Raw genomic sequence first — 13,621 nt, 5'->3', positions numbered from 1 at the left:
CCGGCGAGGACGTCGCCCGGGAGGGGCCGGTGCGCCCGGTCCTAGAGTGGGCGACATGACCGACGACCGCGCCACCGACGCCGCGCCGCCGACACCGCTCCCGGTACGCCTGCGCGCCGCGCTGGACGCCCTGCCCGCCTACACCCCGGGGCGCCCGGCCACCGTGCGTGAGGGGCTGGTCGCCTACAAGATCAGCAGCAACGAGAACCCGTTCCCGCCGCTCCCCTCGGTGCTCGACGTGCTGCGCGAGGCGGCGACCGCTGTCAACCGCTACCCCGACATGGCGGTCACCGCCCTCACGGCGGCCCTGGCCGAGCGGCTCGGCGTCCCGGCCGAGCGCATCTCGACCGGGCCGGGCTCGGTGGGCGTGCTCGACCAGCTGATCCGGGCCACCTGCGACGACGGCGACGAGGTGCTCTTCGCCTGGCGCTCGTTCGAGGCCTACCCCATCCTCACCACGATGGCGGGGGCGCGGCCGGTGATGGTGCCGCTCGGCCCCGGCGACCGGCACGACCTCGACGCGATGGCCGCGGCGGTCACCGACCGCACCCGGCTGGTCCTGGTCTGCACGCCCAACAACCCCACCGGCACCACGGTCGGTGCCGCCGAGCTCGACGCGTTCCTCGACCGGGTGCCGAGCGACGTCCTGGTCGTCCTCGACGAGGCCTACCTCGAGTTCGTCGACGACCCCGACGCGCCCGACGCCCTGGCCGTGCACGAGGCCCGCCCCAACGTCGTCGTGCTGCGCACCTTCTCGAAGGCCTACGGGCTGGCCGGCCTCCGGGTCGGCTACGCCGTGGCGCACGAGCCGGTGGCCGCCGCGCTGCGCAAGGCCGCCCTGCCGTTCGGCGTCAACAGCCTGGCCCAGGCCGCGGCGATCGCCTCGCTCGAGGCCTCCGACGAGCTCGACGTACGGGTCAAGGAGCTCGTGGCCGAGCGCGAGCGGGTCGTGGCGGCGCTGCGCGAGCAGGGCTGGGACATCCCCGACCAGCAGGCCAACTTCGTGTGGTTCGGGCTGGGTGACGACACCGCCGCCTTCGCGCAGGCCTGCGACGACGAGGGCCTCACCGTGCGGCCCTACGGCACCGACGGCGTCCGGGCCACCGTCGCCGAGCCCGAGGCCAACGACCGCCTGGTCGAGGTCGCCGGGCGGTTCCTGGCCGCGCGCCGGGGCTGACCGGACGCGACCCGCGCGTCGGGGCGGCCGTCCCCGCACGGCAGGATGGCCGGATGCGCATCCTCCTCACCGGCGCGGCCGGCTTCATCGGCACGGCGACCTGGCGCGAGCTCGTCACCGACGGCCACGAGGTGATCGCCGTCGACCTGCTCATCCCCGAGGCCCACGCCGCCGCGACCCGGGCCGACCCGCCGCCCGGGGTGCACGTGCTCGACGTCCGCGAGGCCGGGGCATGGGGCGACCTGTTCCAGGGGGTGGACGTGGTGGTGCACCTGGCCGCGATGGTGGGGGCGGGGGTCACCGCCGCCGACCTGCCCCTCTACGCCGGGCACAACGACCTGGGCACCGCGGCCGTGCTGGCCGCGATGCACGCCGAGGGGGTCGACCGGTTCGTGCAGGCGTCGTCGATGGTCGTCTACGGCGAGGGCCGCTACACCTGCCCGGACCACGGCCCGCAGAGCCCCGGCCCACGCACCCCCGAGGACCTCGACGGCGGCGCGTTCGACGACCCGTGCCCCGTCTGCGGAGGCCCGCTCGACTGGGCGCTGGTCGACGAGGACGCCCCGCTCGACCCCCGCTCGAGCTACGCCGCCAGCAAGGTCGCGCAGGAGCACTACGCCGCCGCGTGGAGCCGCCAGGCGCCCGGCGCGGCGGTGTCGCTGCGCTACCACAACGTCTACGGGCCCGGGATGCCGCGCGACACCCCCTACTCCGGGGTGGCGGCCATGTTCCGCTCCTCGCTCGAGCGCGGCGAGCCGCCGACGGTCTACGAGGACGGCCGCCAGATGCGCGACTTCGTGCACGTCGACGACGTGGCACGGGCCAACCTGGCCGCCGCGCGGGCCGCGGTCGCCGCCGACCTCGGGACCCACCGCGCCTACAACGTGGCCTCGGGGCACCCCATCGCCATCGCCGACGTGGCGCGGGCCGTGGCCCACGGGTCGGGCCGCGACGTCGAGCCGACCGTCACCGGGCAGTACCGCATCGGCGACGTGCGCCACATCGTGGCCTCCCCGGCACGGGCCGCGGCCGAGATCGGCTTCACCGCGCAGGTGACCCCCGACGAGGGGCTGGCCGCGTTCGCCACCGCGCCGCTGCGCGCCTGACCCGCTCGCGCCGGGCGGGCGACCGCGCGGGCTACCAGACCGTCTTGACGGCGTGCTGGAGCGCCAGGGCCAGCACGCCCTGGCCGACCAGGCCCCAGCGCCGCCAGCGCGGGGGGAGCCAGAGCACGGCCAGCAGCATCCACGGCATGAAGGGCAGCCAGATGCGCTCGACCTCGGCCTTGCTCATCCGCGACAGGTCGGCGGCCAGCACCATGGCGACGCCGGCCACCACGAGGGGGGCGACGACCCGCTCCCAGCCCTCGGCCCGGGCCCGCCCGGCCGCCGTGCGCAGCCGCGCGACCGGCACCGAGGCCGCGCCCAGCGCCGCCGGCAGCAGCCACCCGGCGGCCAGGAACAGCGACCCCAGGTTGGCGAACGACCAGTACCAGAACGGCCGCTTGCTGGCGAGGTCGCGCGGGTCCCAGTAGCGGTCGTGCAGCACCGGGTAGGCGTCCCACCAGGCGAAGCCGAGGCGGGCGAAGAGCAGCACCAGCAGCAGGGCCGTGCCGGCCGCGAGCGCCCCGACGACCAGGCGCGGGCGCCAGGCGCCACCGGTGGCCATCAGCACGGCCACCGCCAGCAGCGCGACCAGGCCGAGGCCGTAGGACTCCAGGAGGCACCAGCCGAGGAGCAGCCCGGCGACCACTGCGAGGGCCGGCCGCCGCCAGGCCGTCGCCGCGCCGGCCGCCGCCTGCGCGGCCATCCCCCACGCGACGGTGGCGGCGAAGAGGGCGTCGGCCGAGACCGCCATCAGGACGGCCGTGGGCGCCAGGACCAGGAACGGGAGCACGCGGCGGGCGGCGGCGCGGGCCCCCAGGCGGTCGAGGGTGACGGCCACCGCGGCGGGCACGGTACCGGCGACGAGCACGACGACGGCGCCGGCCGCCTGCCACGACCCCAGCCCGATGCGGTCGAGCCCGACGAACATCAGCACCGCGCCCGGCGGGTGGCCGGCCAGGTGGACGGGCCAGTGGTGCGCGCTGTCGAGCGGGATGCGCGAGATGTAGACGCGCAGCATCTCGCCCACGTCGTCGGCGGCCCGGGCGCTGCCGAGGTACTCGGTGCCGTGCTCGAGGTGCTTGCCGAGCCCGGTCGGGCCGTCGACCAGGGCCAGCGACACCATCCAGACGACGGAGACGAGCCACGACAGCGCCAGCAGCTGGCGCCAGGTGAGGCGCTCGAGCCGGGCGAGCACCCCGGGCCGCGCGGCCAGCACGACCAGGGCGAGCGCGACGATGCTGCTCGGTCCGACGCGCAGGTCCCAGTCGCCGATCAGCGGGGCGGCGCGGCCCGCCTTGACCACGACGTCGAAGACCGGCGGCACCAGCATCGCGGCGGCGACGACGAGGACCCCCACCGCGAGGCCCCACCACGCCCGGCGGCCCGCCCCGTCGAGCGCCCCGGCGTCGTCGGCGGGTCGCGTCGTCGTCGGGGGCGTCGCCATCACCCCAGGATGCCCGGTCGACCCGGTCGCGGAGTGCGTTGCCCCCTCCGGGAGCCTCGTGCGTGACCGGGCCCACCTGCACCGTCGGCCGGGGCGGCCCCCGTGAGCGCCTAGTGTGGCTCGTCGTGACTGCCACCTGCGACCTCGTGCTGCCGTGCCGGGACGAGGCCGCGGCGTTGCCCGGGGTCTTCGCCCTCGTCCCCGACGGGATGCACGTCGTCGTGGTCGACAACGGCTCCACCGACGACACCGCGGAGGTGGCGCGGGCCCACGGCGCGACGGTGGTGCACGAGGCGACGCCGGGCTACGGCGCGGCCGTGCACGCCGGTGTTGAGGCCGCGACCGCCGAGTACGTGGCGGTGCTAGACGGCGACGGCTCGATGGACCCGCGCGACGTCCTGCCCCTGCTCGACGACGTGCGCTCCGGGCGCGCCACGATGGCCTGCGGGCGCCGCCGCCCCTCGCGCCCCGGGGTGTGGCCGTGGCACGCCCGGGCCGGCAACGCCGCCGTGCTGGCGTGGCTGCGGCGCAGCACCGGGCTGCCGGTGCGCGACATCGCACCGATGCGGGTCTGCCGCCGCCAGGACCTGCTCGACCTCGGCGTCCTCGACCGGCGCTTCGGCTACCCGGTCGAGCTGCTGGTGCGCGCCCAGCGCGCCGGCTGGACCTTCACCGAGCGCGACATCACCTACCACCCGCGGGCCGAGGGCACCCGCTCGAAGGTGTCGGGATCGGTCACCGGCACCCTGCGCGCCGGGCGTGACTTCGCCGCCGTCCTGGCGCAGTACGGGCTGCGATGAGCGGGCGGAGTGCCGGGCGCGCCACGGGCGGCAGCGTGCTCGTGATGGCCAAGGCCCCCGTGGCCGGGCAGGTCAAGACCCGGCTCGCGGTGGGGGTGGGCGAGGCCGCTGCCGCCGATCTGGCCGCCGCCGCCCTCCTCGACACCCTGGCCGCCGGCGCCACGGCCTACCCGCCCGACCGGCGGGTGCTGGCGCTGGCCGGCGACCTGGCCGCGGGGGCCCGCCCCGACGAGCTGCGCCGGGCCGCCGCCGGCTGGCTGGTCCTGCAGCAGCACGGTCGGGGTTTCGGCGACCGGCTGGTCCACGGCCACCGGGAGGCGCACCGGCTGGCGGGTGGCCCGGTGGTGCAGGTCGGCATGGACACCCCGCAGGTCACCGCCGCCCTCCTGCACGAGGTGGCCGGGCTGTCCGACACGCACGACGCCCCGGTGCTCGGCCCGGCCGACGACGGCGGCTGGTGGGTGCTGGTCACGACCCACCCCGAGCAGGCCGAGGTGCTCTCGGGCGTCCCGATGAGCCGCACCGACACCGGCCGCCTGACGGCCGCGGCGCTCGCCGGCGCCGGGCATCGCGCCGTGGTGGGCCCGGCCCTGCGCGACGTGGACCACGTCGACGACGCCCACCACGTGGCCGCCGCCGCTCCCGACACCGGGTTCGCCGTCCTGTGGCGCAGGTACGCTGGCACCCGGGCCCTGTACCCAGGGGCGGAGGTCGAGGAGCGCCGGGCATGAGCGACCGTCAGCTGGCCGGCCTCGCCGCCCGCATCGACGCACGCATCCCCCACCCCGAGGACTTCGGCAGCGAGCTGCGGGGGCCGCGCACCACCGCCCGCCTCGGCGTCTGGCTCGGCGTCGCCTTCGGGGTCTGCTTCCTGACCGGGCTGTACAGCCACTACCTCCAGCATCCCTCGCCATGGGTGCCGCTGCTCACCGGCCCGGCCCGGCTCTACCAGGTGACCCAGGGTCTGCACGTGGCGGCGGGGACGGCCGCGGTGCCGTTGCTGCTGGTGAAGCTCTGGTCGGTCTTCCCACGCTTCTTCGAGCGCCCGTCCTTCGCGCCGCGCCGGCTGGTGCTCGCCCTGCTCGAGAAGGGCTCGATCGCGCTCCTGGTCGGCGCGGCGGTGTTCCAGCTCGTCACCGGGCTGGCCAACAGCGCCCAGTGGTACCCCTGGTCGTTCGACTTCATCAGCGCCCACTTCGCCCTGGCCTGGGTCGCCATCGGCTCGGTCCTGCTGCACGTCGCAGTCAAGCTGCCGGTCGTGCGCCGGGCCTTCGGGGCACCGGTCGAGACCCGGCCCGCTCGCGAGGGCGCGCCCTCGCGCCGGACGCTGCTGCGCACCACCTGGCTGTCGGCGGCGCTGGCCGTGGTGGCGACCACCGCGGCCGAGGTCCCCGGGGTGCGCCGCCTCGCGGTCCTGGCCGTGCGCTCGGGCGAGGGGCCGCAGGGCGTGCCGATCAACCGCAGCGCCATCGGCGCCGACGTCGTCGACCTGTTGGCGGACCCCGCCTGGCGGCTCACCGTCGCGGGGCCGGCGCGCACCCTCGAGCTCTCGCTGGACGACCTGCGCGGGATGCCCCAGACCGAGGCCGTGCTGCCCATCGCCTGCGTCGAGGGCTGGAGCGCCGGCGGCACGTGGCGCGGGGTGCGGGTGCGCGACCTCGTGGCGCTGGTCGGCGGCGGCACCGACCGCGATGTCGCCTTCACCTCGCTGCAGCCCCGCGGTGGCTACCGCACCAGCACGCTGCCGGCTGCCTGGGTCGGCCTGGACGACTCGCTCGTGGCGCTCACCCTGGCCGGCGAGCCGCTGCATCCGGACCACGGCTTCCCGTGCCGCCTCATCGCCCCCGCCCGCCCCGGCGTGCTCCAGACCAAGTGGCTCGCACGGGTCGAGGTGATGTGGGAGTGAAGGCCGTCCGCGTCGCCCTGGGGTCCGTCGGGCTGGTGGCCCTGGCGTGGGGGATGGTGCTGCTGGCCGATCTCGGGCCGCGGCTGCCGGCCGTGCTGGTGTGGGCGGTCGGTGGCATCGTGCTGCACGACGGTGTGCTCGCGCCGCTGGTCGTGGTGCTGGGGGCACTTGCGGCGTCGCGCGCCCCGGCGTGGCTGCGAGCGCCGCTGGTCGGGCTGCTCGTCGTGCTGGGGCCGCTCACCCTGGTGGCCGTGCCGGTGCTGGGCCGCTTCGGCGCACGGTACGACAACCCGACGCTGCTCGACCGGCCGTACTGGTCCGGCTACCTCGCGGTCGTCGCGCTGGCCGTCGTCGTCACTGCCGTCGTGGCCGGGCGCCGCCGCCGCGCCGGCCCCGCGCGGCCCTGAGCCGACCTCAGCCGGTGCGGGTGGCCGTGCTGACCAGGAACGGGCGGCCGTCGGGGCAGTGCGTGTAGGCGGTGTCGTCGGCCGCGCCCGACACGGTCAGCAGGTCGCCCGGGGCCACCGCCGGCAACCGGCCGCGCAGGGCGTAGAGCTGCTCGGTGCCGGGGGGCGAGGCGTAGACACAGCCCGACGCCACCGAGGTCACCTCGAGCTCCAGGGTCCGCGGGATGCCGCGGGCCGCCGCGGTGCCGGCGGCCGACGGCGCGACGGTCGGCGCCGAGGCCGTGGGGGCCGGGGCGGACGGGTCGGCGGAGGTCGGCGAGGCACCGGCCGTGGGGGTGGCCGACGGGGTGGCGGTGGGGGTGGCCGACGACGCCGTGGGGGAGGGTGCCGTCGACGTCGCGACCGGCTGGGGGTCCCCTCCGCTGCACCCGGCCAGGAGCGCCAGGGCGGCCCCGAGAGCGAACCCTGCGGTCGTGAGGGGGCGGGCTCGGCGTGCGGTGCTCATCCCCCCAGCCTGCCCGCTCCCGGCACGGCCCGCGCGCCGGGTACGGTAAGCCCGACACCGGCCGTGCCCGCGCGCCACACCCAGCAGGGCGTGCACGACGACCCCCCGTTCGGGCCCCGTCACCCCGGGGCCGGAGAAGGAGTGCCCCGTGAGCGACAGCGACGTCGCCCCGCTCGAGACCGCGTACGGCGTGCAGCACCACGTCACGCGGGCCGACGCCCCCGAGCGCCCCGCCCACGAGGGCGGCCCCGAGATGGTCCAGCTGCTGACCCCCGAGGGCGAGCGTGTACCGCACGCCGAGCTCGACGCCATCGTCGACGAGCTGTCCGACGAGGCCCTGCGTGGCCTCTACCGCGACCTCGTCCTGGTCCGCCGCTTCGACGCCGAGGCCACCGCGCTCCAGCGCCAGGGCGAGCTCGGCCTCTGGGCCAGCCTGCTCGGCCAGGAGGCCGCCCAGGTCGGCTCCGGCCGCGCGATGCGGCGCCAGGACTACGCCTTCCCGACCTACCGCGAGCACGGCGTCGCCTGGTGCCGCGGCGTCGACCCGGTGAACCTGCTGGGGATGTTCCGCGGCGTCAACCACGGCGGCTGGGACCCCAACGAGAAGAACTTCCACCTCTACACGATCATCATCGGCGCCCAGACCCTGCACGCCACCGGCTACGCGATGGGCGTCCAGCGCGACGGCGACGTCGGCACCGGCGACGAGCAGCGCGACACCGCCGTCATCGCGTACTTCGGCGACGGCGCCACCTCGCAGGGCGACGTCTCCGAGGCGCTGGTCTTCGCGGGGGTCAACAACAGCCCGGTCGTCTTCTTCTGCCAGAACAACCAGTGGGCCATCTCCGAGCCCAACGAGAAGCAGTCCCGCGCCCCGCTGTGGCACCGGGCCCGCGGCTTCGGCTTCCCCGGCATCCGGGTCGACGGCAACGACGTGCTGGCGGTCTACGCCGTCACCAAGCAGGCTCTCGACGCCGCCCGCACCGGCCAGGGCCCCACCTTCGTCGAGGCCTTCACGTACCGGATGGGGGCACACACCACCTCCGACGACCCCACCAAGTACCGCGTCAGCGCCGAGGTCGAGGTCTGGAAGCACCGCGACCCCATCGAGCGGTACAAGCGCTGGCTGCTCACCACGGAGCGGGCGGACGCGGGCTTCTTCGACGCCGTCGAGGCCGAGGCCGACGAGCTCGGCACCTCGGTGCGCGAGCGCTGCCTGGCGATGCCAGACCCCGACGCGTCGTCGATGTTCGACCACGTCTACGCCGACCCGCACCCCGTCACGGCGCGCGAGAAGGCTGCGTTCGAGGCCTACCACGCCTCCTTCGAGGAGGTCCGCTGATGGCCGCCACCACGCTCACGCTCGCCAAGGGCATCACCTCGGGGCTGCGGGCCGCGATGGAGCGGGACCCCAAGGTCGTCCTGATGGGCGAGGACATCGGCAAGCTCGGCGGGGTCTTCCGGGTCACCGAGGGCCTGCAGAAGGACTTCGGCGAGGATCGCGTCATCGACACCCCGCTCGCGGAGGCCGGCATCCTCGGCACCGCCATCGGGATGGCGCTGCGGGGCTACCGCCCGGTCGTCGAGATCCAGTTCGACGGCTTCGTCTACCCCGCCTTCGACCACATCGTCAGCCAGGTCGCCAAGCTCCGCGCCCGCTCGCTGGGGTACGTGTCGATGCCGCTCGTCATCCGCATCCCGTTCGGCGGCGGCATCGGGGCCGTCGAGCACCACAGCGAGAGCAACGAGGCCTACTTCGCGCACACCGCGGGCCTTCGGGTCGTGGCGTGTTCGAACCCGCACGACGCGCACTGGATGATCCAGCAGGCGATCGCCAGCGACGACCCGGTGGTGTTCTACGAGCCGAAACGGCGCTACTGGGACAAGGGCGAGGTCGGCGACGGCCCGGACGGCGCCCTCGGCACCGCGCGGGTGCTGCGCGAGGGCACCGACGTGTCGCTCTTCGCCTACGGCCCCATGGTCAAGACCTGCCTCCAGGCGGCCGAGGCCGCCCAGGAGGAGGGCCGGTCGCTCGAGGTCGTCGACCTGCGCTCGCTCTCGCCCCTCGACGGCGAGGCCGTGCTGGCGTCGGTGCGCAAGACCGGGCGGGCCGTGGTGGTCCACGAGGCGTCGACCTTCCTCGGCCTCGGCGCCGAGATCTCGGCCATGGTCACCGAGGAGGCCTTCCACCACCTCGAGGCCCCGGTGCTGCGGGTCGGCGGCTACAACGTGCCGTACCCGCCGAGCCGGGTCGAGGAGGAGTTCCTCCCCGACCTCGACCGGGTCCTCGATGCCGTCGACCGCTCCCTCGCGTACTGAAAGGCCCTGCCGCAGATGGCTCTTCGTGAGTTCAAGCTCCCCGACCCCGGTGAAGGCCTGACCGAGGCCGACATCGTCACCTGGCACGTCGCCGTCGGCGACACCGTCAGGGTCAACGACGTCGTCGTCGAGATCGAGACGGCCAAGTCGCTGGTCGAGCTGCCGGTGCCGTTCGCCGGCACGGTCTCGGCGCTGCACGTCGCCGAGGGCGACACCGTCGAGGTCGGCACCCCGATCATCACCATCGACGACGGCGTCGGGGGCGCTTCCGCCCCCGCGGCCGCCACCCCCGTCCCCGAGTCGACCGTCAGGTCTCAGGAGGCGCCGGGGGCCCCCGCCGCCGCGCCCGAGGCCGAGATCGCCGAGGGGCTGATCGGCGGCACGACGTCCACCGGGCGCACCGCCGTGCTCGTCGGCTACGGCGTGAAGCAGACCGAGGCCAAGCGCCGCCCCCGCAAGGGCGAACGCACCCCCGAGCCGACCCCGGCCCCCGTCCCCGGACCGTCGGACGGGTCACGTCAGGGACCGGAGCCGTCGTCCCCCGGGGCCGCCAGCGGGCGCCCCCTGGCCAAGCCCCCGGTGCGCAAGCTGGCCAAGGACCTCGGGGTCGACCTGTCCGCCGTCACCCCCACCGGTGAGGGCGGCATCGTCACCCGCAGCGACGTCGAGGCCGCCGCTGCCGGCGGCACCGGCGCCCCGGCCCCGGGCCCCGCTGCCGGTGGGGAGACCCGCATCCCGGTCAAGGGGGTGCGCAGGATGACGGCCCAGGCAATGGTGGCCTCGGCCTTCACCGCACCGCACGTCACCGAGTGGGTCACCGTCGACGTCACCGCCACCATGGACCTCGTCGAGAAGCTCAAGCGCGACAAGGAGTTCCGCGACGTCAAGGTCACCCCGCTGCTGGTGCTGGCCAAGGCGATGTGCGTCGTCGCCCGCCGCCACCCCGACATCAACGCCAGCTGGGACGAGGCGGCCCAGGAGATCGTGCTCAAGCACGACGTCAACCTCGGCATCGCCGCCGCCACCCCGCGCGGGCTGGTCGTGCCCAACGTCAAGGCGGCCGACCGGATGACGATGCGCGAGCTCGCCGAGGCGATCGGCGCCCTCACCGCCACCGCCCGCGAGGGACGCACCCCGCCGGCCGACATGGCCGGCGGCACCATCACCATCACCAACGTCGGCGTCTTCGGGGTCGACGCGGGCACCCCGATCCTCAACCCGGGCGAGGCGGCCATCCTGGCGTTCGGCTCGGTGACCCGCCGCCCGTGGGTCGTGGGCACCGGCGCCGACGAGCGCATCGAGCCCCGCTGGGTCACCACGCTGGCGCTGAGCTTCGACCACCGCCTCGTCGACGGCGAGCTCGGCTCCCGTTTCCTCGCCGACGTCGCCGCCGTCCTGGCCGACCCGGCCCGCGGCCTGGTCTGGGGCTGACGGATGGCCGGGGAGCGCGGGGTCGTCTTCCCTGAGGTCGGGGGGCGCCGCTCGACCTCCGCCACCGGCCGGGCGGTCGTGGCCGACGCCCTGCTCCCGGTCGACCCCGTGGGTTCGGCCGCGGCCGCGCGCGAGACCAACTGGCGCAGTGGCTATCTCGGCCACTTCCGCCGCCTGGTCGAGGCCGGCCTCCCCAGCTACGGCGACGCGCGGTCCATCGCCGAGGCCGGCCTCGCCTCCGTCCACGACCGGATGCGGTGGAGCCCTGGCGGCGGCGACGACCTCCCCCTCTCGGCCGCCGTGGCCGGCGCCGCCGGGGCGCCGCACCCCACACACACGTACGAGGTGCTCGCCGGGGGCGCCGAGCCCGACACCGCGCTGACCATCCCCTACCAGGGGCGGCGTCTGGCCGGTGACGACCTGCGCCGCCGGCTCGACGCCTGGGTCGCGGGCGGCATCGTCGAGCCCGCCCTGCGCGAGGCCGTCACGGCCGTCCTCGAGAACCCCGAGTGGCTGCGTCTCGAGGGCCGCACCGTGGTGGTGCTCGGCGCGGCCGCCGAGATGGGGCCGCTGCGCTCGCTGCTGCGGTGGGGAGCCACGGTGGCCGCCGTCGACCTCCCCCGCCCCGACCTGTGGTCGCGCCTCCTCGACGACACCCGCGACCTGGCCGGCCGCCTGGTCCTGCCGGTGGCGGTGGGCGACGGCGACCTCGCCCAGCGGGCCGGCCTTGACCTGCTGCACGACCTGCCGCTGGCGACCTCGTGGGTCGGCGGCCTCGACGGGCCGCTCGTCCTCGGCAACTACGTGTACGCCGACGGCGCCACCAACGTGCGGGTCAGCACCGCGGTCGACGCCCTCACCGACGAGGTGCGCCGCCACCGCACCGACACCGCGCTGTCGTTCCTCGCGACCCCCACCGACGTGTTCGCCGTCCCGGCCGAGGCCGTGGCCGCCGCCACCGAGAACTACGCGCAGCGCCGTACCTCGAAGGTGCTACGGGTCCCGCTGCGCACGCTGTCGGGGGGCCGCCTGCTGCGCCGCAACTACGTGCCCGGCGTCGACCCCGGCATCAACGACTCGGTCGTGCTCCAACAGGGCCCGAACTACCTGCTGGCCAAGCGCATCCAGCGCTGGCGCGCCACGACGGCCCGGGCGTCCGGCGCGACGGTGTCGTTCAAGGTGGCCCCGCCCACCCGCACCCGCTCGGTGGTCAGGAACCGCGCCCTGGCCGCGGCCTACTCGGGGGCCCACCGCTTCGGCGTCGAGGTCTTCGAGCCCGGCACCGCCAACACCCTGATGGCCGCGCTGCTGGTGCACGACCTGATGGCGCGCCCGGCCGCGCAGGACCACCCGTGGCAGGACGAGGCGCAGGCGGCCGCCCACGGGGGGCTGTGGCGGTGCGCCTACGCCCCCCGTAGCGCCCTCGGCCTGGCGGCCCTGCTCGGCGGCGCATCCGCCCGCTGAACCCACCCCCCGGAGCCACCCGGAACGTGTGTGAAGAACGTCGCTATGTCGACGTTCTTCACACACGTTCGGGGAGGGGCAGAGCAGGAGACCGCCGGAACACCCCCGTCGCGATGGCCACGCCGACCACGGCCACGACGATGCCGACCACCTCGCGCGCGTCGAGGGTGTCGCCGAACGCGGCCCACGCCATCAGGGCCGTCACCGGCGGGCAGACGAAGAACAGGCTCGCCGACGCCCCGGCCCCGCCCCGCCGGACCAGCAGCCCCAGCAGCAACAGCCCCGCCACGGAGTTGACCAGGGCCATCCACAGCACGGCCAGGGCCCCGGGCAGCGGGTCGTGCACCGTGCGCACGCCCTCGAGCGCCAGGGCCAGCACGGCCAGCGGCGGCACGCACACGGCGAACTGCACGGTGGCGGCCCACAGCGGGTCGGGGGCCTCGTGGCGCTCGTCGGCGGCGTACCACCGCTGCCCCAGCGTCCCGAGGCTCAGCCCGACCAGGCTCAGCAATCCCAGCACGACGCCCAGCGGCCCGCCCGCCTGGTCGACGTCGGGCCCCAGCACCACCAGCACCCCCACCACCCCCAGCACGAACCCCAGCACCTGGAGCCGGGTCAGCCGCTCGCCGAGCACCACGCCGGCCAGCAGCGCGGTCAGCACCGGGCTCAGCGAGTGCAGCAGCGCGCCGAGCGTGGCCCCCATCCCCTCGGCGAACGCGAGGTACATCAGCGCGAAGACGACGCCGTTCATCATCAGGCCGACCAGCGCGATGCGGCGCAGCACCGGCCCGGGGATGCGCAGCGGCCCGCGCAGCCAGCGCGCCAGCCCGGCCATCACGACACTGGCGAGGAGGAAGCGCAGGGTCAGGACCGTGAACGGGTCGATGGCCCGCACCCCGGCCGGCCCCGCGATGTAGCCCGAGCACCAGACCACGACGAACGCGACGGCCGGGAGCAGGGGGAGCGCACCGTGGGCAGGGGCTGTCGTGCTCGCCGTGCTCGTCGTCGAGACCATGCCCGCCCCAACCCGCCCTTCGCTCGTCGTGTTCCCGCCGTCAAGGG

General features: G+C 75.7%; 13 protein-coding genes. 10 read left to right on the top strand and 3 right to left on the bottom strand.

The genetic code is table 11. The features are described 5' to 3' along the window. Positions 1-55 precede the first annotated feature (55 nt). Together hisC and ATL31_RS08550 are read left to right on the top strand one after the other, a co-directional pair. Entirely contained in the window at positions 56-1,177 is a 1,122-nt protein-coding gene (hisC, locus tag ATL31_RS08555; RefSeq protein WP_101395394.1) for a histidinol-phosphate transaminase, read from the top strand. Between the two features lie 53 nt (positions 1,178-1,230). Continuing rightward, a complete protein-coding gene (locus ATL31_RS08550) occupies positions 1,231-2,283 on the top strand; it encodes an NAD-dependent epimerase/dehydratase family protein (protein WP_101395393.1) in 1,053 nt (350 codons plus the stop codon). A gap of 31 nt (positions 2,284-2,314) precedes the next feature. On the opposite strand, the gene ATL31_RS08545 is transcribed toward ATL31_RS08550, so the two are convergent. Further along, positions 2,315-3,727, bottom strand: a complete 1,413-nt coding sequence (locus ATL31_RS08545) for a hypothetical protein (RefSeq protein WP_211283992.1) — start codon at positions 3,725-3,727, stop codon at positions 2,315-2,317. 125 nt (positions 3,728-3,852) lie between these two features. Between ATL31_RS08545 and ATL31_RS08540 the strand changes: the two genes are divergently transcribed. The 4 genes from ATL31_RS08540 to ATL31_RS08525 are packed head-to-tail and all read left to right on the top strand — an operon-like array spanning position 3,853 to position 6,840. After that, positions 3,853-4,527, top strand: a complete 675-nt coding sequence (locus ATL31_RS08540) for a glycosyltransferase family 2 protein (RefSeq protein WP_101397409.1) — start codon at positions 3,853-3,855, stop codon at positions 4,525-4,527. Then, complete coding sequence (locus ATL31_RS08535) at positions 4,524-5,258, top strand: DUF2064 domain-containing protein (protein ID WP_101395392.1); 735 nt, start codon at positions 4,524-4,526, stop codon at positions 5,256-5,258. Before ATL31_RS08540 ends, ATL31_RS08535 begins: the two co-directional genes overlap by 4 nt. Then, positions 5,255-6,433, top strand: a complete 1,179-nt coding sequence (locus tag ATL31_RS08530) for a molybdopterin-dependent oxidoreductase (RefSeq protein WP_101395391.1) — start codon at positions 5,255-5,257, stop codon at positions 6,431-6,433. Before ATL31_RS08535 ends, ATL31_RS08530 begins: the two co-directional genes overlap by 4 nt. After that, positions 6,430-6,840: a hypothetical protein gene (locus tag ATL31_RS08525; RefSeq protein WP_101395390.1), complete on the top strand. Its 411-nt coding sequence runs from the start codon at positions 6,430-6,432 to the stop codon at positions 6,838-6,840. Before ATL31_RS08530 ends, ATL31_RS08525 begins: the two co-directional genes overlap by 4 nt. Positions 6,841-6,847: 7 nt before the next feature. On the opposite strand, the gene ATL31_RS16315 is transcribed toward ATL31_RS08525, so the two are convergent. Then, positions 6,848-7,345 (bottom strand): hypothetical protein, encoded by a 498-nt coding sequence (locus ATL31_RS16315; RefSeq protein ID WP_143598360.1) that lies wholly within the window; start codon positions 7,343-7,345, stop codon positions 6,848-6,850. 148 nt (positions 7,346-7,493) lie between these two features. Here ATL31_RS16315 and pdhA point away from each other — a divergent pair, with 148 nt between their 5' ends. The 4 genes from pdhA to ATL31_RS08500 are packed head-to-tail and all read left to right on the top strand — an operon-like array spanning position 7,494 to position 12,559. After that, the gene (pdhA, locus tag ATL31_RS08515) at positions 7,494-8,687 is read left to right on the top strand and encodes a pyruvate dehydrogenase (acetyl-transferring) E1 component subunit alpha (protein ID WP_425440325.1); all 1,194 of its coding nucleotides are present in this window, start codon (positions 7,494-7,496) and stop codon (positions 8,685-8,687) included. Continuing rightward, the gene (locus tag ATL31_RS08510; RefSeq protein WP_101395388.1) at positions 8,687-9,664 is read left to right on the top strand and encodes an alpha-ketoacid dehydrogenase subunit beta; all 978 of its coding nucleotides are present in this window, start codon (positions 8,687-8,689) and stop codon (positions 9,662-9,664) included. The genes pdhA and ATL31_RS08510 overlap by 1 nt, the downstream gene beginning before the upstream one ends. A 15-nt stretch (positions 9,665-9,679) precedes the next feature. Further along, positions 9,680-11,095 carry a dihydrolipoamide acetyltransferase family protein gene (locus tag ATL31_RS08505; protein WP_101395387.1) on the top strand — a complete coding sequence of 472 codons (1,416 nt, stop codon included), beginning with the start codon at positions 9,680-9,682 and terminating at the stop codon, positions 11,093-11,095. A 3-nt stretch (positions 11,096-11,098) separates the two neighbouring features. Then, positions 11,099-12,559 (top strand): Rossmann-fold NAD(P)-binding domain-containing protein, encoded by a 1,461-nt coding sequence (locus tag ATL31_RS08500; RefSeq protein WP_101395386.1) that lies wholly within the window; start codon positions 11,099-11,101, stop codon positions 12,557-12,559. 58 nt (positions 12,560-12,617) lie between these two features. Here ATL31_RS08500 and ATL31_RS08495 read toward each other — a convergent pair whose 3' ends face one another. Next, complete coding sequence (locus ATL31_RS08495; protein WP_101395385.1) at positions 12,618-13,574, bottom strand: DMT family transporter; 957 nt, start codon at positions 13,572-13,574, stop codon at positions 12,618-12,620. Between the last annotated feature and the right edge of the window lie 47 nt (positions 13,575-13,621).

This window comes from Phycicoccus duodecadis (assembly GCF_002846495.1).
Lineage (GTDB): Bacteria > Actinomycetota > Actinomycetes > Actinomycetales > Dermatophilaceae > Phycicoccus > Phycicoccus duodecadis.
Note: the sequence above shows the minus strand (reverse complement) of the source record. Positions and strands in the feature narration are given on the sequence as shown.

Bases quoted from the DNA above. Each gene is read 5' to 3' on its own strand.
- hisC (WP_101395394.1), top strand. From the start codon at position 56: ATGACCGACGACCGCGCCACCGACGCCGCGCCGCCGACACCGCTCCCG.
- ATL31_RS08550 (WP_101395393.1), top strand. From the start codon at position 1,231: ATGCGCATCCTCCTCACCGGCGCGGCCGGCTTCATCGGCACGGCGACC.
- ATL31_RS08545 (WP_211283992.1), bottom strand. From the start codon at position 3,727: ATGGCGACGCCCCCGACGACGACGCGACCCGCCGACGACGCCGGGGCG.
- ATL31_RS08535 (WP_101395392.1), top strand. From the start codon at position 4,524: ATGAGCGGGCGGAGTGCCGGGCGCGCCACGGGCGGCAGCGTGCTCGTG.
- ATL31_RS08530 (WP_101395391.1), top strand. From the start codon at position 5,255: ATGAGCGACCGTCAGCTGGCCGGCCTCGCCGCCCGCATCGACGCACGC.
- ATL31_RS16315 (WP_143598360.1), bottom strand. From the start codon at position 7,345: ATGAGCACCGCACGCCGAGCCCGCCCCCTCACGACCGCAGGGTTCGCT.
- ATL31_RS08510 (WP_101395388.1), top strand. From the start codon at position 8,687: ATGGCCGCCACCACGCTCACGCTCGCCAAGGGCATCACCTCGGGGCTG.
- ATL31_RS08505 (WP_101395387.1), top strand. From the start codon at position 9,680: ATGGCTCTTCGTGAGTTCAAGCTCCCCGACCCCGGTGAAGGCCTGACC.
- ATL31_RS08500 (WP_101395386.1), top strand. From the start codon at position 11,099: ATGGCCGGGGAGCGCGGGGTCGTCTTCCCTGAGGTCGGGGGGCGCCGC.
- ATL31_RS08495 (WP_101395385.1), bottom strand. From the start codon at position 13,574: ATGGTCTCGACGACGAGCACGGCGAGCACGACAGCCCCTGCCCACGGT.